The sequence below is a fragment of the Pseudomonas sp. SDT291_1_S447 genome (assembly GCF_054070155.1).
Genome location: NZ_JBSVXS010000014.1, coordinates 17,526 through 40,069, shown reverse-complemented (window position 1 = coordinate 40,069; position 22,544 = coordinate 17,526). Strand labels below are relative to the sequence as shown.

25 protein-coding genes, 2 pseudogenes and 1 riboswitch are annotated in these 22,544 nt (G+C 57.5%); of the genes and pseudogenes, 18 read left to right on the top strand and 9 right to left on the bottom strand.

Annotated elements, in window-relative coordinates; genetic code table 11:
* From nfsB to ACW9IR_RS07500, 3 genes are read right to left on the bottom strand one after another with little or no spacing between them, the layout of a single operon-like run.
* On the bottom strand, window positions 1-654 hold the full coding sequence (nfsB, locus tag ACW9IR_RS07510; RefSeq protein WP_095118542.1) for an oxygen-insensitive NAD(P)H nitroreductase: 654 nt from the start codon (window positions 652-654) through the stop codon (window positions 1-3).
* Window positions 655-708: 54 nt separating this feature from the next.
* Window positions 709-1,881, bottom strand: a complete 1,173-nt coding sequence (locus ACW9IR_RS07505) for an L-dopachrome tautomerase-related protein (RefSeq protein WP_457462488.1) — start codon at window positions 1,879-1,881, stop codon at window positions 709-711.
* A gap of 48 nt (window positions 1,882-1,929) precedes the next feature.
* Window positions 1,930-2,937 (bottom strand): zinc-binding alcohol dehydrogenase family protein, encoded by a 1,008-nt coding sequence (locus ACW9IR_RS07500; protein WP_150729064.1) that lies wholly within the window; start codon window positions 2,935-2,937, stop codon window positions 1,930-1,932.
* 110 nt (window positions 2,938-3,047) lie between these two features.
* On the opposite strand from ACW9IR_RS07500, the gene ACW9IR_RS07495 reads away from it, so the two are divergent.
* The 8 genes from ACW9IR_RS07495 to ACW9IR_RS07460 all read left to right on the top strand — a co-directional run bounded on the left by ACW9IR_RS07495 (window position 3,048) and on the right by ACW9IR_RS07460 (window position 10,596).
* Window positions 3,048-3,941, top strand: a complete 894-nt coding sequence (locus tag ACW9IR_RS07495) for a LysR family transcriptional regulator (protein ID WP_457462486.1) — start codon at window positions 3,048-3,050, stop codon at window positions 3,939-3,941.
* A gap of 45 nt (window positions 3,942-3,986) precedes the next feature.
* A riboswitch (cobalamin riboswitch) is annotated at window positions 3,987-4,192 on the top strand.
* A 92-nt stretch (window positions 4,193-4,284) separates the two neighbouring features.
* A complete protein-coding gene (locus ACW9IR_RS07490) occupies window positions 4,285-6,222 on the top strand; it encodes a TonB-dependent receptor plug domain-containing protein (protein WP_457462484.1) in 1,938 nt (645 codons plus the stop codon).
* Window positions 6,222-6,581 carry a (2Fe-2S) ferredoxin domain-containing protein gene (locus tag ACW9IR_RS07485; protein WP_457462482.1) on the top strand — a complete coding sequence of 120 codons (360 nt, stop codon included), beginning with the start codon at window positions 6,222-6,224 and terminating at the stop codon, window positions 6,579-6,581. The genes ACW9IR_RS07490 and ACW9IR_RS07485 overlap by 1 nt, the downstream gene beginning before the upstream one ends.
* The gene (locus ACW9IR_RS07480) at window positions 6,578-7,501 is read left to right on the top strand and encodes an ABC transporter substrate-binding protein (RefSeq protein ID WP_457462480.1); all 924 of its coding nucleotides are present in this window, start codon (window positions 6,578-6,580) and stop codon (window positions 7,499-7,501) included. The genes ACW9IR_RS07485 and ACW9IR_RS07480 overlap by 4 nt, the downstream gene beginning before the upstream one ends.
* Before the next feature lie 54 nt (window positions 7,502-7,555).
* Window positions 7,556-7,759, top strand: coding sequence for a PLD nuclease N-terminal domain-containing protein (locus ACW9IR_RS07475; protein WP_016984840.1), 204 nt, complete (start codon window positions 7,556-7,558; stop codon window positions 7,757-7,759).
* Window positions 7,760-7,999: 240 nt separating this feature from the next.
* Window positions 8,000-8,476 carry a hemerythrin domain-containing protein gene (locus tag ACW9IR_RS07470; protein ID WP_034155440.1) on the top strand — a complete coding sequence of 159 codons (477 nt, stop codon included), beginning with the start codon at window positions 8,000-8,002 and terminating at the stop codon, window positions 8,474-8,476.
* A gap of 140 nt (window positions 8,477-8,616) precedes the next feature.
* A complete protein-coding gene (locus ACW9IR_RS07465; RefSeq protein ID WP_457462477.1) occupies window positions 8,617-9,168 on the top strand; it encodes an AAA family ATPase in 552 nt (183 codons plus the stop codon).
* Window positions 9,169-9,186: 18 nt separating this feature from the next.
* Window positions 9,187-10,596, top strand: coding sequence for an aminotransferase-like domain-containing protein (locus ACW9IR_RS07460; protein ID WP_457462475.1), 1,410 nt, complete (start codon window positions 9,187-9,189; stop codon window positions 10,594-10,596).
* Here ACW9IR_RS07460 and panB read toward each other — a convergent pair.
* Window positions 10,584-11,399 carry a 3-methyl-2-oxobutanoate hydroxymethyltransferase gene (gene panB, locus ACW9IR_RS07455; RefSeq protein WP_457462473.1) on the bottom strand — a complete coding sequence of 272 codons (816 nt, stop codon included), beginning with the start codon at window positions 11,397-11,399 and terminating at the stop codon, window positions 10,584-10,586. The genes ACW9IR_RS07460 and panB overlap by 13 nt on opposite strands.
* A 312-nt stretch (window positions 11,400-11,711) precedes the next feature.
* Between panB and ACW9IR_RS07450 the strand changes: the two genes are divergently transcribed.
* Both ACW9IR_RS07450 and ACW9IR_RS07445 read left to right on the top strand, forming a co-directional pair.
* Window positions 11,712-12,194, top strand: a complete 483-nt coding sequence (locus ACW9IR_RS07450) for a GNAT family N-acetyltransferase (RefSeq protein ID WP_457462471.1) — start codon at window positions 11,712-11,714, stop codon at window positions 12,192-12,194.
* A 167-nt stretch (window positions 12,195-12,361) separates the two neighbouring features.
* Entirely contained in the window at window positions 12,362-13,903 is a 1,542-nt protein-coding gene (locus ACW9IR_RS07445; RefSeq protein WP_457462469.1) for a class I SAM-dependent methyltransferase, read from the top strand.
* A 33-nt stretch (window positions 13,904-13,936) separates the two neighbouring features.
* Here the strand turns inward: ACW9IR_RS07445 and ACW9IR_RS07440 are convergent, their stop codons facing one another.
* Complete coding sequence (locus ACW9IR_RS07440; protein WP_457462467.1) at window positions 13,937-14,410, bottom strand: anti-virulence regulator CigR family protein; 474 nt, start codon at window positions 14,408-14,410, stop codon at window positions 13,937-13,939.
* 126 nt (window positions 14,411-14,536) lie between these two features.
* On the opposite strand from ACW9IR_RS07440, the gene ACW9IR_RS07435 reads away from it, so the two are divergent.
* Window positions 14,537-14,992 (top strand): VOC family protein, encoded by a 456-nt coding sequence (locus ACW9IR_RS07435; protein ID WP_457462465.1) that lies wholly within the window; start codon window positions 14,537-14,539, stop codon window positions 14,990-14,992.
* Between the two features lie 44 nt (window positions 14,993-15,036).
* Here the strand turns inward: ACW9IR_RS07435 and ACW9IR_RS07430 are convergent, their stop codons facing one another.
* The gene (locus ACW9IR_RS07430; RefSeq protein ID WP_457462463.1) at window positions 15,037-16,020 is read right to left on the bottom strand and encodes a hypothetical protein; all 984 of its coding nucleotides are present in this window, start codon (window positions 16,018-16,020) and stop codon (window positions 15,037-15,039) included.
* Between the two features lie 205 nt (window positions 16,021-16,225).
* Between ACW9IR_RS07430 and ACW9IR_RS07425 the strand changes: the two genes are divergently transcribed.
* Window positions 16,226-16,912, top strand: coding sequence for a hypothetical protein (locus tag ACW9IR_RS07425; protein ID WP_457462461.1), 687 nt, complete (start codon window positions 16,226-16,228; stop codon window positions 16,910-16,912).
* A gap of 86 nt (window positions 16,913-16,998) precedes the next feature.
* Here the strand turns inward: ACW9IR_RS07425 and ACW9IR_RS07420 are convergent, their stop codons facing one another.
* Together ACW9IR_RS07420 and ACW9IR_RS07415 are read right to left on the bottom strand one after the other, a co-directional pair.
* Window positions 16,999-17,265 carry a hypothetical protein gene (locus tag ACW9IR_RS07420; protein ID WP_457462459.1) on the bottom strand — a complete coding sequence of 89 codons (267 nt, stop codon included), beginning with the start codon at window positions 17,263-17,265 and terminating at the stop codon, window positions 16,999-17,001.
* Window positions 17,266-17,439: 174 nt separating this feature from the next.
* Entirely contained in the window at window positions 17,440-18,285 is an 846-nt protein-coding gene (locus ACW9IR_RS07415; protein WP_102899079.1) for a hypothetical protein, read from the bottom strand.
* Window positions 18,286-18,566: 281 nt separating this feature from the next.
* On the opposite strand from ACW9IR_RS07415, the gene ACW9IR_RS07410 reads away from it, so the two are divergent.
* Window positions 18,567-19,334: a YopT-type cysteine protease domain-containing protein gene (locus ACW9IR_RS07410; RefSeq protein WP_457462456.1), complete on the top strand. Its 768-nt coding sequence runs from the start codon at window positions 18,567-18,569 to the stop codon at window positions 19,332-19,334.
* Window positions 19,335-19,426: 92 nt separating this feature from the next.
* On the opposite strand, the pseudogene ACW9IR_RS07405 reads toward ACW9IR_RS07410, so the two are convergent.
* A pseudogene (locus ACW9IR_RS07405) lies at window positions 19,427-19,537 on the bottom strand (MarR family transcriptional regulator); the annotation flags it as partial.
* Between the two features lie 125 nt (window positions 19,538-19,662).
* Here ACW9IR_RS07405 and ACW9IR_RS07400 point away from each other — a divergent pair.
* From ACW9IR_RS07400 to mddA, 5 genes and pseudogenes are all read left to right on the top strand, one after another.
* Window positions 19,663-19,821 (top strand): DUF2986 domain-containing protein, encoded by a 159-nt coding sequence (locus tag ACW9IR_RS07400; RefSeq protein ID WP_095118515.1) that lies wholly within the window; start codon window positions 19,663-19,665, stop codon window positions 19,819-19,821.
* A gap of 76 nt (window positions 19,822-19,897) precedes the next feature.
* On the top strand, window positions 19,898-20,317 hold the full coding sequence (locus ACW9IR_RS07395) for a helix-hairpin-helix domain-containing protein (RefSeq protein ID WP_457462454.1): 420 nt from the start codon (window positions 19,898-19,900) through the stop codon (window positions 20,315-20,317).
* 117 nt (window positions 20,318-20,434) lie between these two features.
* Window positions 20,435-21,112 (top strand): hypothetical protein, encoded by a 678-nt coding sequence (locus ACW9IR_RS07390; protein ID WP_457462452.1) that lies wholly within the window; start codon window positions 20,435-20,437, stop codon window positions 21,110-21,112.
* 86 nt (window positions 21,113-21,198) lie between these two features.
* Window positions 21,199-21,507: pseudogene (locus ACW9IR_RS07385) on the top strand (metallophosphoesterase family protein); the annotation flags it as partial.
* Between the two features lie 133 nt (window positions 21,508-21,640).
* Window positions 21,641-22,423 carry a methanethiol S-methyltransferase gene (gene mddA / locus ACW9IR_RS07380; protein ID WP_186616115.1) on the top strand — a complete coding sequence of 261 codons (783 nt, stop codon included), beginning with the start codon at window positions 21,641-21,643 and terminating at the stop codon, window positions 22,421-22,423.
* Window positions 22,424-22,544 lie beyond the last annotated feature (121 nt).

Sequence of the window (22,544 nt, the reverse complement as noted above, 5' to 3'; positions counted from 1 at the left end):
TCAGAGAAAGGTAAACAGCGACTGGGCCGGCAAGCGTGACTTGGGCAGGCCTGCGTTGAAGTCTTCGCTGCTGTGATAGCCGAGGCTGACCACGACCAGACTGGTGAAGCCCTGTTCGCGCAGGCCCAGTTCACTGTCGAGGACTTTGCTGTCGAAACCTTCCATCGGCGTCGCGTCGATACCCAGCGAGGCGGCACCCAGCAGCAACGTGCCCAGCGCGAGGTAGGTCTGCTTTTCCATCCAGTGCTGCAGGTCTTTCTGATCGAAGCGATGCAGATCGACAAAACCGCGCCGCCCACGCTCCTGCCCTGCTCGCGCCTCGGCATTGTGAAAACGCCCGTCCATGGCTTCCTGAGCCAGCAACGCTTGCAAGTATTCCTCCGGCAGATGTGTGCGAGTGCAAAAGACGATGACGTGCGACGCGTTGAGTATTTTCGGCTGGTTGAAGCTGAACGGTCCCTGGGTACTGTGGGCGATTCGCGCCCGGCTCTGATCACTCTCGGCAACCACGAAATGCCAAGGCTGAGAGTTGACCGACGACGGGCTGTTGCGCAGTTGTTCGAGCAGCAACTCCAGTGTGTGCCTGGGGATCTTGCGGTCGGCATCGAAAACTTTTGTGGTGAATCGGCGCTTGGCCAGAGAAACGAGATCCATGATTGAACTCCTGATCTGAAAAGTGAAAACGCAGAACTCAATGCCGCTTGAAAATCAGCGTGTCGGCGCCGGCGCTGCGTCGATCTTCAGACGCATCAGGCTGTAAGGCTTTTGCCGCTGATCCTGCCCGGAACGGAATGCCGCCTGGCGATGCAACTGGTTGGCGATGAAATACAGATAGCCGTCGGGGCCAATGGACAATGTGTCTGGCCAGAGCAGACGCGGGTCGTGGACCAGCGTTTGCCATTGGCCATCCGGCAGACGCTTGCGGATCGAGTTGTGCTCGTAATCGCCGGCATAGATGGCGCCGGCGGCGTCAGCCTCCAGACCATCGGACGCGCCCTTCTCCCCCAGATCCTGCACGGCAGCCGTCAGTTGCTGTTCACTGAAGTTGGCATCACGCAGCAACGCGGTGGACACCGAATACAGGTGCCGACTCGACAGCGGCGTGAAATACAGCGTCTTGCCGTCCGCCGACAGCGCGATGCCATCCGAGGCCACGCCCAGCGGTTTGCGCTTGCCGTCCGGACCTTCAACGGTGAGTGGCAGGCCTTCAACCACCGGGACAAAGGTCGGGTCAACCGAGGTCGCCGGCACACCGCTCAAACGGCGCATGGCACTGCCGCTGGCGATGTCCATGACGATGATCGCACCCGGTCCGCGCAGGGACGAGTCAGTGAGATAGACCGTCCCCTCTGGGCCTGTGCGAAAGTCGAAACGCATGTCGTTGACGTAGGTACTCGGCAACATGACGTTGTTCGGGAACACCAGACGCTTGACGATCTTGTTGCTGACCAGATCCACCGCGATCAGCTTCGCGCCTTTGGGTTTTGGGTCGGCGAAACCCGGCGCGGCGGTATCGAGCAACCAGACACGGCCCCGCCCGTCGGCCACCACGCTCTGGACGCTGATCAGACCATCACTGGGATCGTTGAGGTTTTCCCGGTTGATCGCCGCGTTCGGGTAAGCCACGACTTTGCCGTCGCGGATCTCGCCCACGGTGAACGGCACGTTGTCGCCCCAACGCGGGAAGTTGACGAAGATGCGCCCGGTCTCGGTGACGGTCACGCCGGTGGGCATCGCGTCATAGAACGCATGGACCTGTTCGAGCGTGCCGAACGATCGGTCGGCGGGGGCATTGGCCGGCAACGCGACGGCGCTGATTGCATGGGCGAACGGCGCCGCCATGACCATGACCAATGCAGCAGAAAGCTTTTTCATACGCATGAGCTGCTCCTGACCGGCCCGCGTACAGGCCCGTCTGAATGAGTGAAATCAGAAACCTTCGAGCACCAGTTTGCCTCGGGCCTTGCCGCTCTCGACCAAGGCATGGGCACGGCGCATGTTTGCTGCGTTGATCGCGCCAAAATGTTCACCGACAGTCGTTTTCAAAATGCCCTGGTCAATCAGATCGCTGACGCGATTGAGCAGATGATGTTGCTCGATCATGTCCGGGGTTTCGTACAGCGAACGGGTGAACATCAGCTCCCAGTGCAGCGACAGCGACTTGCGCTTGAGCGGCATCACGTCGAGGCTTTCAGGATCGTCGATCACGCCCAGACGCCCTTGTGGTCGAAGTACTTCGATCAGCTGGGCAAAATGCTGCTCGGTATGGGTCAGGCTGGCGACATGGCTGACCTCGTCAATGCCCAGTGCCTGCAACTGTGCGAGCAGCGGCTGACTGTGATCGATGACGTGATGCGCGCCCAACTGCCGGACCCAGTCAGCCGTTTCCTGCCGCGAGGCGGTGCCGATGACAGTCAGCCGCGTCAACTGTCGGGCCAGTTGCACCAGCATCGAGCCGACGCCGCCCGCTGCCCCCGTGATCAACAGGCACTTGCCCTGCCCTGAACCTTCGCTGACACCGAGACGGTCGAACAACAATTCCCAGGCGGTGATCGACGTCAACGGCAATGCTGCCGCATCCGCTGCACTTAACGAACGCGGTTTGTGCCCGACGATTCGCTCGTCCACCAGGTGAAATTCGCTATAACTGCCGGTGCGGGCAAGGGAGCCTGCGTAGAACACTTCGTCGCCAGGCTGAAACAGCGTCACTTCAGCACCGACCTCACGGACGATGCCTGCGGCATCCCAGCCGAGGATTTTCGGTTCTTTGGTGAAAGTGCCGGCGCGCACTTTGGTATCGACCGGATTGACCGACACCGCACGAACTTCTACGAGCAAATCCCGTGGGCCGGGAGTCGGCACCGGCAGGTCGATGTCCTGCAACGATTGCGGATCTTCAATGGGCAAAGCGTGTTGGGTGAAGGTGATGGCTTTCATGGAAACTCGCTGTCTGAAGAGCTGATGTGCTCACTTGCCGCCATCTTCGACTTCCCAGGCACAAAGAAAAACCAGCAGAATGGGCCAACACTTTCACTACAGGAGTGAAAATGATCCGCATTGATGATCTTGGTTTGTTCACCCGCAGCGCCGCGCTGGGCAGCTTCACCGCTGCCGCCCTTGAGGCCGATTTATTGCCCGGTCAGGTGGCCGCGGCGATCAAGCGTCTGGAGCGTGAACTCGACGTGCGCCTGTTTGCGCGCACCACCCGCAGCCTGCGATTAACCGCCGAGGGCGAGCAATACTTGCCCACCGCCCACTCGGTACTGGAGGCGCTCAAGCAAGGCCAGGAAAACCTACGCGGTGAAAACGCCACGTTGCGCGGCGTGCTGCAAGTGACGGCGCCGTCCGATCTGGGGCGCAACATTTTGCTGCCGTGGCTTACGCTGTTTCGCCGCCAGCACCCGGAACTGACCTTGCGATTTTCCCTGTCGGACCAGATCGCAGACTTGTTTCGCGACCCGGTAGACGTCGCGATTCGATACGGCTCGAATGAAGATGCCAACTACGTGGCGCTGCCGCTGGCACCGTGGAACCGGCGGGTGCTGGTCGCCGCACCGGAATACGTGGAGCGCCACGGATACCCGCAAACACCGGACGATCTGCACAACCACCCTTGCCTGCTCTACCAGCAAGGTGGCCGGGTCTACGACAAGTGGAGCCTGGGCAGTGAAACGATCCAGGTCTCGGGACCGATGTTCAGCGACGACGCCGACGTCGTGCGCCGCTGGGCGTTGAGCGGCGAAGGCATCGCCAACAAATCCTGGCTGGACGTCAGTGCAGACGTGATCGCAGGGCGACTTATCGTGCTGCTGAAGGATTTCCCCGGCAATGCCTCACCCTTGAGTCTGGTGTGCCCGCATCGCAAGCAGATCAGCCCGGCGGTGTCTCAGCTTTATACGTGGTTGAGTGACCAGTTTGCCGCTCTGGAACGCATCCAATAGCCCCCCCGTTGCTTGCCACATTGACGAACCGCCCGTCGGATGTTCAGATGCCGCCCTGTTTCAGGTGCCCCCTGCCGCCGTGCATGGGGTGAAACGGGAAACCGGTACGTTCTTTTCGAACAAGTCCGGTGCTGCCCCCGCAACGGTATGCGCGTGATGCTTTCGACAGACCACTGTGGCCACTCGGCCATGGGAAGGTGAAAGCCTCGATACGCGCGAGCCCGGAGACCGGCCTGAAATGCTGTTTGGCAAAATCCTGCGGTGGGCGGGCATGGGCCGGTATTGGCTGTGCGCGATGCCTTCTCCTGCATGCTCTTCTGCGAAGATCCTTTTCGAGAAGACAATGATTCGACCTTTCAACACTTGTGCTCCAACCCTGTTCCTTGGCTGCCTGTTCAGCCCGCTGCTGCTGGCCGACGACACGCCGCTGGAACTCAATCAGCAAATCGTTTCTGCACCTTCAGTGGAATCGACCACTGTCGCCGACATGGCCAAGTTCGGCAGTAAAGTCGAGATCGTCAGCCGCGAACAAATCGAGCGCGCCGGTCCGAGCGCCGATGTCAGCCGTGTCATGCAGATGTTCATTCCCGGCCTGTATGTGGCGCCAAAAAACGGTCCGTTCGACTACGGTACCTATTCGCTGCTCGGCGGGCGCAACGACGACACGCTGATCCTGCTCGACGGCGTGCGCCTGAACAATCGACTGTACGGCGGCCTGTATCTGGATACCCTGCCGGCCAACGCCATCGAACGCATCGAAGTGCTCAAAGGTGGCCAGAGCCTGTTGTTCGGCACCCAAGCGGTGTCGGGGGTGATCAACATCGTCACCCGCAGCCCGCAGAGCCGCAAAGCTTCCGGCGAAGTGAATCTGGGCGTCGACAGCTTCGGCGGCACCAGCGAAGACGCCCGCGTCGAGAATATCTTCAGCAACGGTTTCGGCGATCTCGGCTTGCTGGCGTACGTCAGCCACAATGTCTCCGACGGTTACCAGCCGTATCGCAACCGCGACATGAAAAACGTCAGCGAGAAGAACCGTGCCTACGAAGTCACTACCTTCGGCGGCAAGGCCATTCAGTCGTTCGGCGATGATTCGCGGCTGGAACTGTTCTACCAATACGCCGACGCCAACCTCGATTTCGCCCGCCCGGTCGACAATCACACGACCACCAACGATCGCGTGCAGCAGATCGCCACGGCGACCTTCGAGCAGAACATCAACGAGCGCCTGAGCTACTTCGTCAAAAGCCATATCAACGACTGGGACACGCGCTACACGCGGGTCAACAACGTCGCCGGTGGCGGCACCAAAGTCATCAATCACAACGACTATTGGGGCTTCACCGATTGGGGTGTGCAGGCCGAAGGCAAGGCTGAATTGCCCGGCGGCCATGTGCTGGTGTTTGGCACCGACAATCAATGGTTCAAGGGCCAGGACGATGTACTGATCATCGATAACGACAAGGCCGAAGCCCATGCGTTCTACACGCAACTGCGCCCGCAGATCGACGCTCTGCCCGACTGGCATCCAAGCATCGGTGTGCGCCACGAAGCCATGAGCGGTGGCGACGGTGCCACGGTTGGCATGCTCACTTCGCTGTATGACCTCAACGACAACTGGTCCGTGCGTGGCCAATACGGCAGCGCCTACAAACTGCCGAACGCCGAGCAACTGTTCGTCAATGAACCGGGCGACGAGATCGGCAATCGCAATCTGAAACCGGAAAAAAGCCGCAACGCGGAACTGGGTGTCGACTACAAAGGCTTCTTGCTCGATCGCGAATTCAGCGCCAGCGTGACCCTGTTCAAACGCAAGATCGACGACTTGATCACCCTCGACGGCATTCAGTGGGTCAACGGTGAAGGCCTGGTGCGCATGCGCGGTTTCGAGGCTGACGCGAAACTGGCGCTCAACGATCAGTGGAGTCTGCAAGCGGACATGACCCGCAACCTCACCGAATCGCGCACGGGGGCGACCATCAATGACATCCCGAGCTTCTTCGCCCGTTCCCGCGTGGGTTACGAATCGGAAAATCGCCTGTGGGGCGTTGGCGGTGCGATCCGCTATATCCGCGACATCAAAAGCTCGAAGCAAGTCGAATACGGCAACTATTCAGTGGTCGACGCCGACGCTTATCGCTACCTCGACAACGCTCGCCAACACCGCGTGAGCCTGCTGGTGGAAAACCTTTTCGACCGCGATTACGTCACCAGCCGTTCGAGCAATGTCGACAACCTCGGCCGGCCGTTCACCTCCGAAGTGCGCTACACGTACCGCTTCTGATGAGTGAGATCAAAACCGTCGACGGCGTCGACACGCACCCGGACTGGTCGCACGTTCCCGAGCATGCGCGCCATGTGTTCCTCTGCACCGGCCCGCGCTGTACTCAGCGCGGCGCCCAACAGCTATGGAAAACCTTGCGCCGACATTTGCTCGCGCACGATCGCATCGAAACGCCGGGCGGTGTCTTGCTGACGCGTACGCACTGCCAGTTTCCGTGCAATCTGGGGCCGATTGTCACGGTGTATCCGGAGCGCTGCTGGTATGGCGTGCGCAGCAACGATGAGGTGCGGCGGCTGGTCGAGGGGCATCTGGTCGGCGGTGAAGTTGTTGCGGATTTGCTGATCAAGGCGCGGACATGAGGAAGCTCTGGTGTGGGCTCGGCGCCCTGCTCTGCTCGTCAGCGCTGCTGGCTGACAGTTTCAGCAATTGCGGCGAAGACTGGCACCTTGCGCCAACACCGCCCTCGCGGATTGTTGCGCTCAACCAGCATGCGGCCGACATCGTGCTGGCCTTGGGTGCGGGGCCATTGTTGGTCGGCGTGGCCTATCTGGATGACACCTTTTCCGGGCAGCGACCCTCGGAGTATTTCGGCGTGCCGGTGATCGCGCGGCAGTACCCGTCCAGCGAGGTGCTGTACGCGCAGAAGCCGGATCTGGTGATCGGTGGTTTTGCCACCGCATTCGGCGACGGGGTGACCTCGCGCTCAGGGTTGGCGCGCAACGGTGTCGGTTCGTATTTGCTGGAGTCGGCCTGCAACGGCCATTCGCTGGATTACTTCGCGCATGTGCGCAACGACTTGCGAACGCTGGGCCAACTACTGCACAAACAGCCACAGGCGCAGCAATTGAGCGCGGCCATGGACGCCGATCTCGCCAGCGCCAAAACCTTGGCCGGTACGGGTAAACCGCTGTCGGTGTTCTATCTCGACAGCGAAGTAAAAGGCCTCGACAGCGAAGGCCGGCGCGGCTTTGTCACTCCGCTGCTGGCGGCTGCCGGGGCACGCAATGTGTTCGCCGACATTGATCTTTATCGGGTGACCGTCAACAGCGAAACCCTGCTGGCCAGCGACCCCGACGTGATCCTGCTGGCCGACGCCGAATGGTCGCCGGCCAGTCGCAAACGCTATCTGTTGACCCGTGACCCGGTGCTCTCGCAACTGCGCGCCGTGCGCGAAAATCGCCTGATCGACATTCCCTTCACCCATCTGCTGCCAACCCTCAACAGCGGTCGAGTGGCGCTGGACCTGGCCCGCCAGCTCAACGCCTTGAACAAAAAATAAATGAACCTGCCGCACCCCACGCCACCTAACGCATAGACCATCAGGAGGTAGCCAATGCAAATCGAAACCGTGTGGATCGTACTGGCGGCAGTTCTTCTGCTAATCGAACTCTGGGCCATCAATCGGGTGCGCAAGAGCGAGGGGAAATCGAGCAATAAAGGCGTGTGGATCGTGCTGATTGTGTTTGTGCCGCTGTTTGGCTTGATTGCCTGGGCATTGGCAGGGCCCAAGCATGTCCGTCAGCATTCGGCGTCGTAAGCGGATTTCTTAGCCGTCGCGCGGTGCTTGCCAGCTGAGAAAGCGGTGATCTGCAATGCTGGCAATGCCTTTTTCATGCAGGCTGCACGAAGGCTTTTTGCCTGTGACGTCGTAAGCCCTTGATCTGTAGCGGTCGATTACCAGCCATGGATTGGCACGCCAAATGCCACTGATTCAGGGCATTCACAGCACCGTGAAACAACGGCCTGTGTTCACTCCGTGACAGCAGAGGCAACCCCCATGAACGCTATCGACCTTCTCAAAGCCGATCATGCAAAAGTCAAAGACATCCTCAGCCAACTCAGCGACTCGACGGAGCGGGCGCTGAAAAAACGTGTCGAGTTGTTGGGCAAACTGGAAATGGAAATCTCCATCCATACCCGTCTCGAAGAGGAAATCCTCTACCCCGCGTTCAAGGCCGCCGGCAGCAAGGAACAGGACGTCATGTACTTCGAAGCCAAAGAAGAACACCGCACCGTCGATTCACTGGTGCTGCCCGATCTGAAACTGACCGACCCGGGCACCCCGGAGTTTTCCGGCCGGGTTAAAGTGGTCAAGGAACTGCTGGAGCACCATATCGAAGAGGAAGAAACGGAAATGTTCCCTCAGGCGAAAAAGCTCTTGGGCAAGGAAAAACTCGAAGAGCTGGGCGCGCAGATGGAAGCCATGAAAGCCAGCTGCAAGAAGGAAATGGCGGCGGGAAATATGGCAGCTTGACCCGTTGCAAGTGGACGAGCCCGGCTTTGGCCGGGCTTTTTTCTGGTTGCCACTCGGCCCCCACCGCCCAGAGCGTTTTTTCAGAATTCCGGAGACGCTTGATTTAGACTTGCCGACTTTTTGCAGCAAGGGATTTGCACGTGCAACGCATCGTCATTCTGGGCAACTCGGGCAGCGGCAAATCCACCCTTGCCCGCGAGATCGGCAGGCGCCTGGGTCTGCCAGTGATTCACCTCGACCCGCTATTCTGGGAACCGGACTGGGTAGAGCCGGACAATGAAGTGTTCCGCGAACGGGTGCGCCAAGCCGCGGCGGGCGACTCCTGGATCTGCGAAGGCAATTATTCGCGGCGAACCTTCGATCTGCGCTTGCCCCGTGCCGAGCTGGTTATCTGGCTGGATACGCCACGGTTGACCTGCATGAAGCGGGTCATTCTGCGCAGCGCACTGAATCGCCCACGCGCTGATTTGCCGGTGGGCTGCACCGAGCGTCTGGACCGAGCCTTTCTGCATTTCCTGAAATACGTGTGGAATTTTGACCGTATCAATCGCCCGAGCATTGAAGCAATGCGTGCTACCGTCGGACCGCAGATCCCGGCCATTCACTTGCGCGGACCGCAGCAGATTTCAGCGTTTCTGGCTGAACTGGCCGATGTTGCCAAAACCTCAATGCACCCGACGCTGACACGCTGACATTCAAGGAGAGCAGCATTGACGTTAAGCAAGGACGTGTCATTTGCCTATCAGGATGTCTACCACTACCTCGTCGGATTGATAGAGGCCTCAAGTGGCACGCCTGAACAGAAACTGCCGTCCTTGCGACAACTGGCCCTGCGCCTCGGCGTTTCGGTGTCGACGACCAAATACGCCTACGCACTGCTTGAGGACGAAGGCAGAATCCACGCCAAAGCGAGATTTGGCTATTTCACCCGGCCAATACCGGCGGCGCCAGTGACCGCCAACTCCGGCAATCTTCTGGACCACGTCTTCGCCAGCGCCCGTCGGCCCGGCATGCTGGCGCTGAGCAGCGATGCGCCGGCGATGCTGCTGTCGCTGCAAGGCCCATTGTTGACAATGGAGCGCGAACTGACCCGCCAATACCCGCACTCGCACGCGCCGCTTTATCAGCCCCTAGGTGAACCCGAATTGCGCGCGGCCCTGGCTGAACACTACACCCGTTGCGCTCACAACCACTGGCAGGCCGAGCACGTCTATATCGGCGCAGACCTGCGCAGCGTGCTGGAATTATCACTCAGTGCCTTGAATCTGGGCGGCAGCGTGGCGCTGGTCGAATCGCCCTGCTCGTGGGCAATTCTGCGCCAGTTGCAGGCGGCCAACATCCGTGTCATCGAAATGCCCCTCGGCGATGACGGCCGCTTCGATCTATCCGCGTTGAAGGCGTTACTCACGCACGAACCGGTGCGCCTGGCGGTGCTGTCCTCCACGATGAATATTCCCCAAGGCCAGTTGATGCCAGCACAGGATAAACAGCAGATCTGTTACTGGCTGGCCGAGCGGGAAATCTGGCTGTTTGAAAACGATACGTGGGGCGAGTTGAGCTTCTCCGATTCACCCGCGCGCTATCGCGATTTTGCCGACCCCGACAAGCTGCTGGTGTTCTCGACGTTCGACAAGATCATTGGCGGCGAAGCCCCGTATGGTTATGTGCTGTGCCGCCAGCATGCAACGCAATTTCATCGATTGTTTATGCAGCGTGGGTTTCGCCTCTCGCCAGTGCGGCAGAAAGCTATTGCCAGACTCTACAACTCCAGGCGCATCGACCAGCACCTGACCACCCTGCGAGCACTGTTGCTCAAGCGCATGCAACAGCTACAGACTTTGTTGGAAGAACACGGTAACGGTCAGTGGCAGGTAGTCACCCCACAGGGCGGTGCGAGCTTCTGGCTCAAAGCTGTGCGTCCAATCGACATGCAACGGGTGTTCGAGCGCCTGCTGACCGAGCGGATCGTCATCGCCCCCGGCGAGATCTTCAGCCAGCAAGGCGCCTTCAAGCAGTACCTGCGCCTGAGCTACACCCTCGATTGGGACAAGGACATCGGCCACGCGGTGCAACGACTGGCGCAGGCGTTCACCGAAGAAAACCGCGTCTACAGTCCATAGCAATGCCGCGCCTCAGGAAACCGGCCATGGCGCACATCGTCGGCAAACTGTGCGCAAGCATCGCTGATCACCGCGCCGACATCGGCGTAGCACTTGACGAAACGCGGCAGATGCTCACCGCCCAGGCCGAGCACATCTTCGGTGACCAGCACCTGGCCGTCGCAGTCCGGTGAGGCGCCAATGCCGATGGTGGGCATTTTCGACTCCAGGGTAATCTGACGCGCCACGCCCTCCGCCACACCTTCGAGCAACAGGCTGAAGGCACCCGCGTCGAGATTGGCCCGGGCATCTTCGGCAATCACTGCACCGGTTTCAGCGGTCAGGCCCTGGGCCTTGAAACCGCCCATGACGTTGACGAATTGCGGCATCAAGCCGACATGGGCCATGACCGGAATCCCGCGCGCCACGAGAAACTCGACAGTAGACGCCAAGGCCTTGTTGGCCTCCAGCTTGACCGCGTCGCAACCGGTGCGCGCCAATACCTGAGCGCAATTACGAAAGGCCTGCTCGTGAGATTCCTGATAACTGCCAAACGGCATGTCGGCCACCACACAGGCCAGGCGCGTGCTATCGACCACCGCCCGCGTGTGGCCGATGATTTCTTCGAGCTGCATGCTCAGCGTCGAGGCGCGGCCATAACCGACCATGGCCGTGGAGTCGCCGACCAGAATGAAGTCGACGATCGGGTCGATCAGCTTGGCGATACTGCTGGAATACGCCGTCAGTGAGACGATTTTCTGTTGGCCTTTCATGGCGACCAGTTGCGGCACGGTCAAGCGTTTGGTGCGGGTATGCAGGCTCATGGGCGACTCCTTGAGGCAGCCGTCCGTAAACGATAAATGTCGCCGAAATCAACGCGAAAATATTTCATACAGTGCTCAATCCAAAAGGTTTCGAGCGCTCGATTATTCGCCTGACGTAAAAACATTCAATGCACAGATCTACCTGAAAAAGCGACCCAGGGGCCCCCCGCGTCAGTCTGCCCGGTTGAAATGCCGATAGGCATCGGGATGCTTTATTTCGTCGTTTAACGCAGGATGTGTTGCTCGTGCAGCGCCCGCCACGCCTTTTCATCCAGCACGCCAAATTCCTCACGTCCTAAAGGAAAGCTATTCATGGAAGAAGTCATTACCTACCGAACCGCCACCGCTGAAGATGCGCTGGCGATGTGCGAACTGGGCCAATTGCTCAATTCGGTTCACCACGCCGCCCGCCCCGACATCTACGCCGCCGCGACAGATGATTTTGCCCGCGACTTGCCGCACTGGGCCGGGGTATTCGAAAAACCCGGGCAGATTGTCTTCATCGCCAGCGCCGGTGAACGGCCCGTGGCGTTCATTACTGCCACCCTGTCCGCCAGCGCCGGCCCTTTGGTGCAGCCGCAGAATGTGGTGCGCATCGGCTCGGTGTGTGTCGCCGAACCGTTCTGGGGCAAAGGCATTGGCCGCGCACTGATTCAGCGGGTTAAAGACTGGGCCATGGAGCAGAATGCACAGGACTTGCGCCTGACGGTCTGGCCTTTCAACGAGCGCGCGGTGCGCATGTATGCCGAGTTCGGCTTCGAGACCCGCGCCCTGGAGATGGGCGTGCGTTTGTGAGGAGCGGCCAACTCCGATCATGAATAACCCCGGCAAAATATCAGCACGAACCCTATCGAATGGTTCGATCCTGCCGACAACATCCTGTGTGGACAGCGAGAGGTTTCAACGACGCAAGTCCGTCCCGTATAAAGCTACTTTCAATGACGATTCAAGAGGCTGCACCCATGAGCAATGCCTGGAACGAAGGTTATTTCACGGACGAAGGCTACACCTACAGCTATAGCCGGGAAATCAATCCGGTTTTCCAGCGTTACTGCCTGTTGTTGCGCGGCTTTGCCGGCCTGGACAATCCCGACGGTTATCACTGCGAGCTCGGTTTTGGTCAGGGTGTATCGATCAATATCCACGCCACGGCCAACCCGGCAGGCTTCGTCGGTACCGACTTCCACCCCGGTCAGGCGGCCCATGCCATTGAGCTGGCGGAACTCAGCAACAACGGTGCAAAACTCTATGACGACAGCTTCGAGCAACTGCTTGCGCGCCATGATTTGCCGCAATTCGACAGCATCAGCCTGCATGGCATCTGGACCTGGGTCAGCCGCGACAACCAGAAGCTGATCGTCGAATTCGTCCGCCGCCACCTCAAACCGGGTGGTCACCTGTACGTCAGCTATAACGCATTCCCGGGCTGGTCGCCTTCAGCGCCGTTGCGCCAGTTGTTCAGCCTGCACGACCGCTTTGCCAGTCACTCGACGCGGGCGGATCAGCGCATCGATGCCGCGTTGCAGTTTTCCGAAGCGCTGCTGGCGGCCAACCCCAAGTACGCCATCGCCGCGCCGAGTCTGGGCGCCCGGCTGCAGACCATCAAAGGTCAGGACCGCCAATACGTCGCTCACGAATATTTCAATCGCGACTGGAACTGCATGTATTTCGCCGACATGGTGGATGCGCTGGCCCCGGCCAAGCTCGATTACGTCACGACGGCGGTGCCGCTGGATTCGGTCGACGTACTCAACCTGAGCGCCGAAGGCCTGGCCTTTCTCGACGGTATCGAACACCCGGTGATGCGCGAGCAGGCGCGTGACTACTTCGTCAACCAGGCTTTCCGTCGCGACCTGTATGTGCGCGGTGCCAACCGACTCAGCGCTGCCGAGCGCCGGTCGCGAATGCTCAATACGCGATTTGTGCTGATGCAACCGACAGAAAACGTAGCGTCCAGTGTCACCGGCCCTGCCGGCGAAGCGTCACTGCAAGCGGAAATTTACCGCCCGGTCCTCAATGCACTCGCCGGCCAGACCTACGAAGCCAAAACGATGCAGCAGTTGCTCGATGCGGTGTCACCAATGGCCTACGACGATCTGGAACAGGCCATCGCCATCCTGGTCAGCATGGGCGCGGTAGCCCCTTGCCAGAGCGAAGCCGCCGAGGCGCTGGTGTACGAACGCTGCGCCGCGTTCAACTTGCAACTGTGCAAGCGCGCGCTGTTCAACGCCGATATTCAGGTGCTGAGCAGCCCGGTTACCGGTGGTGGCGTCACGGTCAGTCGCTTCCAGCAACTGTTCCTGATCGCAATCCGCCAAGGCAAACAGCACCCGGCGGAGTGGGCGCAACTGGCGTGGAGCGTCATCGCCGAACAAAACGAAGTGTTGGTCAAGGACGGCAAAACGCTGACCACCGCCGAAGCCAACATCGCCGCGCTGACCGAACAGGCCCAGGCTTTTGCCGAGCAATCGCTGATCGTGCTGAGTGCTTTGAAAATCGTTTGATCGGCGTGGGTGGTGCGCAACGGGCAGGAAATCTTAATCAAACGCCCCGTTGAGCACCTCGTAAATCAGGCCGGTGGCCAATGCGACCAAGATCAGATCCGTGCCCACCTGCTGCCATTCATAACCATCGTAATGCGGCAAATGACCGACCAGGCGTCCATCGAGCTTTTTCGCGATCCCGGGCGGCAGCGGTTTGCCGCGTGCAAGGTTCTTTTGAATGCCCGGTGGCAGCGCAGGCCCCGGGCTCCAGTAGTCGCGGTAGCCGCCAACAATCCCGAGCACATTGCCGCGATCGATACTAGGGGCATGACTCCAGTCACCGCCAGAGTTGTTGCCCTTGTTGCCATTGCCTTTCTGGTTACCGTGACCCTGCATGTTCTGCGGATTGCCCTTGCCATTGCCATTGCCCTGCCCCTTCCCATTGCCGGGATCGGCCAATGCCATCGCCGAGCTGAAAACCAGCGCCAGCGAAGAAACCGTTGCAATCAACTTACGTGACTTGATCATGCGGCGCGCCTTCATGGTGGGATGCTCCTGTGTCATCTTGACGTTACACATCAGCTTAGTTTATTCCGGCTGACCGATCGTCGATTACAGCCCAGCCCATCGACACCGCCTGACAGGAGCTATTTCATGGAGTTGAAGTTCAGCCACATCGACGTACTGGTCAAAGACCTTGAACAAGCTTGTGCCTATTACGCGCAGATACTGCAGGCGCGGATATCCACAACGCAGTTCTGGAATCGCGGGGGTCTGCACGTACGCTATGCCGTGGCGTTGGTCGGTCAGGAACGCTTCATGCTGGTCCAGCCGCTGGCGGGCAATCTCAAGGAGCTGTTGGATACGGTGGGCGAAGGCATGATTTACCGTCATTGCTACACGACCCCTGATATCGAATTGGCCTACGACGAACTGATCGCCAGCGGGGTTCAGCCGGAGGACGAAAACGGTCAGCCGCTGATTCGCGAGAACCTGCAGTCGCCCTCCGGGACACGCATCATCTGGCTGCCGAAACGCTTCGGACATTTCTCGATCGAGATTCTTGAGGAGAAGGCGCTGGGGGCGTTTATCGAAGCCGCATTTGCCTGAGCGTTATGCGAGATCCTCGTGGGTATTTTTCAGTTTGCTGCCCCTCAATCCATTCGGTTGCGCTCAATGATAATGACCGGAAAACGCTTTTCTTTGAACAAACCAAGCAACTTGCGCCAGGCAGCCCCGACCATCGCCGCTATCTGGGGAATATAGGGAAAAGAAACAAATACGCTAGGCGGTCCCGCTGACACTTGTCGATTACTCGCAGTCAATTGAAGGAGGATCGTACAAAGCTCATCCCAATCTGTTGCATTCGACGGATTCGTAGGTGTACCGACGCTATAAACACCCCGCCTCGGTATGCAATCCGCACCGACAAGAGTGTTATCGATCTTGGTCCTGTTAAATAAAGCCTCGATGACTTCACCCAGCGTGGTATCGCAGAGTTTTCCATGAACGGCAGGTGCGCACATCCACCTGGACCGCCAATTGCCGCTGGTGTTCCAGCCTGCACTTTTGCTTCCCGGAGCCGCGGCGTACCAACCATAAGGTGGCGGGCTGGAAAGGTGTTTCAGGGTAAAAGTTCCCAACAGCGGGCCACGACAGCCATTCGCCAGATGCAAGTTAAACTCCGGCCAGTTGGAGAGTAACGCGAGTTCTTTATTGGTAGACAGATTGGGACGCGATGGCGAGAGTGCTGTTACCGGAACCGATGGAAGAGATGCCTTCGGGGCAGCCTTGGCCTGAATAATCAAGCCTCTGGTGCGAGTTCTGAAGGACTGATGATCGCGCGTGAAAACATCCATGACAAAAATCGCCGCGTCGCCCAATTCCACCGGACGGGTAATTTTGTGTTCATAAAAGTCTTCTGTACCTGAAACGGTCATATCCGCATAAGGTCTTTTGTCGATCCAGCCGAGTGTCACCGTTATCGCACCGTTGGTAGGGTCTGCTGCGAGCGCTTGCTGCAGATCAGACACAAATGCCGGAGCGAAAAGTCGCCTCAACTGTTCAAGCTCTCCATAGCCGCGGAACCCCCGATATTGAAGAGAAATTGCCTTATCGATATCCGTACTTAAACTCATGCCAGTCCTTGGTTGCGTCGTGGAAAATATCCCAATGTCGAGGTTCTACAGACCTTAGAGAATTGTCGCAACAGTTCCAGGGTAAGTAGACTGTCCTCCTGCGTCCTTTTTCAGCGTTCAACCGACGAGCCATAAAGTCTCTCGCTGGCACGCTCCCACCTATTCCCACACAGAGCCTGAAAGCTTGGCTATTGAAGGAAATAAAATGACCGCATCTATCAGGCGGGACGAAAATCTTCGACGTTTCAGAAAATATCTGCGCATTGACGCGGCTCTGTTTATCGCCAGCATGGTGGGAGCTTTCACCCTCAGCGGTTTTGCACACCTGGAGAAATTCTATCTGATACTCGATGTACCGATCGAACGGGTGAACATCAGTGCACAGCAGTTTTCGGCCTATGGCGCCGCCGGATTCGGATCCTTCCTGGGTTCACTGTTTTTTGCTATGTCTCTGGTTGGAACCGTCACCCTTCTCATGTTGATTTTCGAGAAACCCCGGGGCGACACAGTTGATTCCGCAGCCAGCCCCAAGTGGATTGCCAGCGTACGTGACCGTGCTGCAGAAAATCGGGTTGGGTTCATTGCTGTCGGCATGCTCTGCCTGCTCACGTTTGTGCTGTTATCCACTTGGTATTTTTTGATACGCGCCCCCTCAAACACTGGCCGGGCAGCGGCGCTGAAACTTGCTTCCACATGCGATGTGCGTCATGTGGTTTACGCAAATCTCGACAAGTACGAGGGATGCCAGATCGCAGAATCCAACGACATGCTTTACTTCTTGAAGCGACACCAGAACGACTCAACGGGCGTCGAGTTCCACACCTTTGAGTTACCGAAAGCAGGCATAAGAAGCATTACAGGGGAAAAGCAGAGGCTCACGTATAAACAGTGAAACGACGAAAGCCGCTTACTTGCCAGGCATAAAAAACCCGGCTGATAAGGCCGGGCTTTTGCCAGTACTACGCTCATACTCTGCATTCAGACTGCACGGCGTTCAAGCAGACGGTCTGCCCCACCTTCGGCAACCAGGTTGCCCTTCAGACGATCCGAACCATCGGCAGCAACCGCGTCGCTGAACAGTGGGTCAGTTTGAGTCGCGGCGGCAACGGCGTCACTGAACAGTGGATCAGTTTGGGTCGCGGCGGCAATGGCATCACTGAACAGTGGATCAGTTTGAGTCGCGGCGGCGAAGGCGTTCATTGCAAAGACCGAGAAAGCGATGCCGAGGATGGTTTGGCGTTTCATGTTGATGCTCCGTGTGCAGTGGGTGGGTATGGAGCTGATCTTACGCCGCGACAGCGATATGAGAACCTGATTGAGTTAATGGTTGTTATTGACGCAGTCAATGGCACAGCTGAGCATCGTGGCGATGGCGGCTCTACGGCTCGGCGAGACCACCAGCGCTACCTCGGTTCGAAATCAACGCTGGCCGCTGGTGTTGTAATCACACACCAACGTTCTGAATGTCCGTGGGATCGGTACGTACTTCAACAAAGGGTAGATCGCAGGCTCGATATCTTCACTGGCAGTGATTTTCGGGGCGATGAGTATTTTGCTGCGACTGCTATCGAGGTAAAGCACGTCAAACTCGTCAGGATGGACTGTGCTGCAAGGCGAGTAGCTATTGAAGTCTGCCGCATGAGCAAAACGATAGAGAACTTCGCCGCGACGCTCATCCGATGCCAGCACTTTGGTCACAAATATGGCCGTCAACAGAAACACCAGACAGTTTGATAAATGGCAGACCATATAGCCGGCAGTCCGCTCACCTTTGCGACGTGCCTCGGAATACCGTACGAACATGGCGAATGAGGCAATGAAAATCAGGTAGAAAAGTAACTTCAGTTTAGCCACGGCATGCATGAATGTCGCTGCGGCCAAGGTCATCGGCAGCAGAGACGGGTCGACGTGAAACATCTGATTTATTTCTGCTTGAGCATCGATCTTGGCGAAAACACTCAGGCCACCCAGAAAAACCGCCCAGATCAGCAAGCTCGACTTCAAATGCATCAGCTTCTGAGCGAGTTTGATTTCGATCAGGCTCATCAGAATGTAGAAACTGAGAAGCATCGACACGGCAAAAGCGAGGACGAATATCGTCGGATAAGGCGTGCTTGAACGGACCGCGAAGCCAGCAATGACGATGAGCAGGAAGGCGATGACTGCCAGCACGCATAGTGCCCTGACCGTCGCAATCGGGTTGAGTGATCTGCTCTGCGTTTCACTATGGGTAACAGCTTGAGTCGGGAGGGGAATGTCCTGCATGGGCAGTCGGTCCTTGATTCGGGATTGAGGTTCTCGGCGCAGCATTCTTCTCAACGTATCGGCAATCAGTTCCGATGCTGAAGCGCCTGAAAGTGGCAACCCGGGATGTCGATCAACATTCATCAGGCACAAGCGGTTTCCGATGATTCACGACTATGCTGGAACTACGATGACATTTGCACGGCCAGGCAAACCGAACGGTTTGCAGGCCAGGGCGGTGCGGCGCCCTTCTCACCCCTGCCGACTCAGGAAAACCGCGCTGAAGGACAAGGAGATCCGTCATGCCCGATCATGCCCGCACCACCACCGCAGCCCTCCTCATCAGACACCCGACTGTCGAGATGGTCACTCCAACCTATCAAAGCGACGACGAGACCCTTGACGGCGGTGTTTGCCGCGGCATGGCCAGCCGCTGGATCGGCGCACAATTGCTTGGCGGCAAGAACGTCGCCCAATTCCGCATACTTGCGAACAACACTGACGGTAAAGTGAACATGGAGTTCGTCAGGTACCAGGCTGCATTCAACGCTGTTGGCAAAGAGTTCGATAGCGCGTGTGTCCAATACGAAAACCTCAGGGCCGAGGCCGACCGGCTGAAGGGCGTATTCAACGGGACGCTCGAGAAGGGCTGGTTCGAATGGATGCCGACCGCGCAAAGCGTTGCAGACGCTGAGGAGGCGGCGTTGAAAGCAGAGAAAACGCTTCTGGCATCAGTCAGCATTCTGTACAGATATATGTCGGGCGGACTTCACGAGGTCAAAAAGGTAACCGATGTTGACTACACCACCTTTGAGCAAGCGCTCCACACGCACCTCACGGGGAATGGTTTCTACTACATCGGTCTCGGCGGCACACACGCAATCGCCTTCTACATCGCACAGGCGGGCGAATGCCTGTTCATCGACGCCAATACTGGCGAATGGAAGTCGCCAGATCTTGCGACCTTGTCGACCTTTTTCAGCGACTATATGTCCAGCCTTTACCTGACCGAGTACGCAGGAAAGCGAGTCGATATTTACCACCTCCCGCACGTGCTCGACGCCACCTAGCGACTTGTTGATTACGCGTGCTATTGCTGGTCGATCGGGCCTGCTCACCTTCGCTCCAGGGCGGTGACTCGGTATGGGCATTAATGGGAGCGTACGGACGTCTTTTTCGAAATCCTGCGAAACAGCTTTTTGCCGAGACTGCCAACGGTTTGGTTGTCCTCCTTCCACAGCGCAACGAGCGTGATGTATTGCGTGTGGTTGACGATGTTAGAAATGAGGTTGCCTGGACCCAGTCCATGCGTCAGGATTCTCCCGACTTTGTCCCGCAGGGCGAGCAAACCAAGTGCCCTTCGAGCGTCGAGACTTAACTGACAAACCGAGTATCACCATGAACCGCCAGAAAAAGCTGCAGCAGTTGTTCAAAGAAAAAGCGAAAAAAGCCAGTGCAAAACTGGCTCCCAAGAAACCCAAATACATCAGCAAGGCTGATCGAGCGAAGCTCGAAGCTGAAGCGGGTTCTGACTCAGTGATGTCTTCTGAGAGCTGATCCTTTTCTGCCGATCAAAGCAAAGTCGTCGACGCCTTCAGTGCGCATTCCTGGCCACAGTGTTGGGCGAGACACATTGCCGCTCGACGTGGCGAGCGAACCGGTCAACGACCATCTGCCACTCCTCGCGCCGTTCTTCGTCCGGCTGCGCAGGATCGGCATCGAACATCTGATGAACCAAGACACCTTTGAGCCTGAAACGACTTTAGGAGCACGCATGCTGGAACATGTTGATATCGAAGATCTGTATAAAATCGAAGGTTCTCTCCATAAGCATCTGCAAATTGAAGGGGCCTTGTCTTCACTCGGCGGCCCAGGCTGGGATGGCTTTGGCTTCAAGAACAGAGTTCTGAAAGAGCTGGGTTATGACGTCGATGCACAAGGCAACACCGACGCAATGAAAATCAGGGCTTACAACACGGCCGCTGACGCCATCAACAAACTCGGCGCAAAAATTACCGCCAAAAAGCTGCTGTCCGAGCTGGGCATTTCCTGACAATACGCTCAACCGCCATTTACTTCGCTCGCCGGGCAGTCAAAACCGCACTGATTGACTGTCCGTTTGCTTAATCTTCAGGCATCGCGTGACGTGCGACCCAGGAATCTTTCTCCTATGAACATGCAAGACTATCTAACCAGTACCGACGATGCTGTTTCGACAATATTCGGGGCTATTCGAGACTCATCCGAAAAGCTGTTTAAACTCGGTATCTCCATTCATCACTGGGTTCACTTGGAGAACTATCTCCTCGGAAAGGAGCACGACGGTTATGGGCCGGGAGACTTCGATAAGTGGAAGCAGGATATGGGGGAAGCTCCTACAGTCGAGGCCGTGCGATATTCGAGGGGGAAACTTGAGTCAATGGCAGAGGCCAGGAGCGAATCGATTAACACGCTCTGCGCTTCGATCCTGATGATCGCCCAAGGCGGAATCAAACGTGTACTCGGAAAACCGGGGCTTTGGAAAGCACACGAAGGCACCCTGTTGTCCTCACAGAACGAATGCCTGCTAAGCGCCATTTGGCATGGCCGTAATCTCGGGGCTCACGTGGAAGGCCTCAAACAGCAGACGCCCTCTTTTGCCTATTTCAAGGATGTCGAGGCTCGCCGAAATATCGATCTGTTGTCGCCCACAATCAAATACCCGTGCAAGTACATTGTGAAAGATCTTCTTGGATGGGTTGAGCTACACAGTTTGCCCATCCCTGACAGCGTACATCCTGAGCCCTACCCGTCTGCCTACTTTCAGGACATGACCCGAATTGGCAAACTGGCAGCACCCAGCCATTGATAATGGCGATAGAGTCTGGCGAAACTGCCTAAAGACAAACTTGGCGTTTTTTGACGCGATACACGCCGGGGACCGGGCAGGAAAACTCCAACGACCTCAACCTGCCCTGGGCGGCCAATCTCCCGGACTATCTCACCTTTGAGATCAACGGCTGGCAAACCCTGCTGACCCACGATATCGCTGACGTCCCTGCCGATCTCGACAGCAAGATCAAACTCGTCATCACCGGCCACTCGCACAAACCCTGCATCCGATGGCACGGTGATTGTCTTTACCTCAATCCCGGCAGCGCCGGTCGCCGTCGTTTCAAACTGCCGGTCACACTGGCACTTCTCGACGTATCGGCTGATACGCTCACCCCTCAGCTGGTGCACCTGCTGGATTCCCCTGCGTGATGGGGCAACCCGCTCGGCTGAAAACGTCAGCAGACAAAATGCGGCTGGAAATCCCTGCCACGTTTAGAGGTTATCCTTCAGTTAATCCACAGGTGCGAGTTTGCAGTCCACGCTATGACCGAGAGAATCGATCATGAATATGTCATCCAATGTAAAACCACAAACAGCAACTCTGGCCAGCCGTTTGGCCTATCTGTTTTACAGCCTGAGCTGTTATTTCATTTTCCTGCTGACGATTTTGTACTTGATCGGTTTTGTTGGCGGGTTGGTGGTCCCCAAGAACATCAACTCAGGCGACTATCGCAATCTGCCCCTTTCAATACTGATCGACATCGCCCTCATAACGCTGTTCGGTCTTCAACACAGCGTTATGGCCAGGCAAGGCTTTAAAGCAAGGTTGGCGCAATGGTTGCCTCCCGCCATGGAGCGAGCGACTTACGTGCTGTCGAGCAGCCTGATGCTGTTGCTGCTCTTCTATCTATGGCAACCCATTCCCATGTCGATCTGGAGCATTCGATCGAGCTTTGCCGCCACGCTGGTTTCCGGGCTTTTCTGGGCCGGATGGCTACTCATATCGTTCGCGACCTTCTTGATCAGCCATTCCGAATTATTTGGCGTAAGCCAGGCAATTCGGGCTTTTCGGCGCACTGAAGTGCAAACCTCACCCTTCATCACGCCATCGCTCTACAAAATGGTCAGGCACCCCATGTATCTGGGTTTCCTCATCGCATTCTGGGCGACACCCAACATGACAGTCGGACATCTGGTCTTCGCCTTGACGTGTACGATTTACATATTGATCGGCACTCATTTTGAAGAGCGCGATTTAGTCAGAACGTTCGGCAACAACTACCTCGACTATCAACAGCGAGTGGGCAAGCTTCTGCCCTTCTGGAAAAATTCAGACGACGTATAACCATCGAGATCCCAAGGGTAGCCAGCCTCAAAGGTGCGCCACGGAGCCGACGTTGCGCGCCATCCACCTGAATTTTTTTCTCGGCCCTCGCCCTGATCACCTAACCTCATAGACTGTGTGA

What these genes read in the sequence shown, in the direction of transcription:
- nfsB (WP_095118542.1), bottom strand. Translation starts at nt 654, where the DNA reads ATGGATCTCGTTTCTCTGGCCAAGCGCCGATTCACCACAAAAGTTTTC.
- ACW9IR_RS07505 (WP_457462488.1), bottom strand. Translation starts at nt 1,881, where the DNA reads ATGCGTATGAAAAAGCTTTCTGCTGCATTGGTCATGGTCATGGCGGCG.
- ACW9IR_RS07500 (WP_150729064.1), bottom strand. Translation starts at nt 2,937, where the DNA reads ATGAAAGCCATCACCTTCACCCAACACGCTTTGCCCATTGAAGATCCG.
- ACW9IR_RS07495 (WP_457462486.1), top strand. Translation starts at nt 3,048, where the DNA reads ATGATCCGCATTGATGATCTTGGTTTGTTCACCCGCAGCGCCGCGCTG.
- ACW9IR_RS07490 (WP_457462484.1), top strand. Translation starts at nt 4,285, where the DNA reads ATGATTCGACCTTTCAACACTTGTGCTCCAACCCTGTTCCTTGGCTGC.
- ACW9IR_RS07485 (WP_457462482.1), top strand. Translation starts at nt 6,222, where the DNA reads ATGAGTGAGATCAAAACCGTCGACGGCGTCGACACGCACCCGGACTGG.
- ACW9IR_RS07480 (WP_457462480.1), top strand. Translation starts at nt 6,578, where the DNA reads ATGAGGAAGCTCTGGTGTGGGCTCGGCGCCCTGCTCTGCTCGTCAGCG.
- ACW9IR_RS07475 (WP_016984840.1), top strand. Translation starts at nt 7,556, where the DNA reads ATGCAAATCGAAACCGTGTGGATCGTACTGGCGGCAGTTCTTCTGCTA.
- ACW9IR_RS07470 (WP_034155440.1), top strand. Translation starts at nt 8,000, where the DNA reads ATGAACGCTATCGACCTTCTCAAAGCCGATCATGCAAAAGTCAAAGAC.
- panB (WP_457462473.1), bottom strand. Translation starts at nt 11,399, where the DNA reads ATGAGCCTGCATACCCGCACCAAACGCTTGACCGTGCCGCAACTGGTC.
- ACW9IR_RS07450 (WP_457462471.1), top strand. Translation starts at nt 11,712, where the DNA reads ATGGAAGAAGTCATTACCTACCGAACCGCCACCGCTGAAGATGCGCTG.
- ACW9IR_RS07445 (WP_457462469.1), top strand. Translation starts at nt 12,362, where the DNA reads ATGAGCAATGCCTGGAACGAAGGTTATTTCACGGACGAAGGCTACACC.
- ACW9IR_RS07440 (WP_457462467.1), bottom strand. Translation starts at nt 14,410, where the DNA reads ATGATCAAGTCACGTAAGTTGATTGCAACGGTTTCTTCGCTGGCGCTG.
- ACW9IR_RS07435 (WP_457462465.1), top strand. Translation starts at nt 14,537, where the DNA reads ATGGAGTTGAAGTTCAGCCACATCGACGTACTGGTCAAAGACCTTGAA.
- ACW9IR_RS07430 (WP_457462463.1), bottom strand. Translation starts at nt 16,020, where the DNA reads ATGAGTTTAAGTACGGATATCGATAAGGCAATTTCTCTTCAATATCGG.
- ACW9IR_RS07425 (WP_457462461.1), top strand. Translation starts at nt 16,226, where the DNA reads ATGACCGCATCTATCAGGCGGGACGAAAATCTTCGACGTTTCAGAAAA.
- ACW9IR_RS07420 (WP_457462459.1), bottom strand. Translation starts at nt 17,265, where the DNA reads ATGAAACGCCAAACCATCCTCGGCATCGCTTTCTCGGTCTTTGCAATG.
- ACW9IR_RS07415 (WP_102899079.1), bottom strand. Translation starts at nt 18,285, where the DNA reads ATGCAGGACATTCCCCTCCCGACTCAAGCTGTTACCCATAGTGAAACG.
- ACW9IR_RS07410 (WP_457462456.1), top strand. Translation starts at nt 18,567, where the DNA reads ATGCCCGATCATGCCCGCACCACCACCGCAGCCCTCCTCATCAGACAC.
- ACW9IR_RS07400 (WP_095118515.1), top strand. Translation starts at nt 19,663, where the DNA reads ATGAACCGCCAGAAAAAGCTGCAGCAGTTGTTCAAAGAAAAAGCGAAA.
- ACW9IR_RS07390 (WP_457462452.1), top strand. Translation starts at nt 20,435, where the DNA reads ATGAACATGCAAGACTATCTAACCAGTACCGACGATGCTGTTTCGACA.
- mddA (WP_186616115.1), top strand. Translation starts at nt 21,641, where the DNA reads ATGAATATGTCATCCAATGTAAAACCACAAACAGCAACTCTGGCCAGC.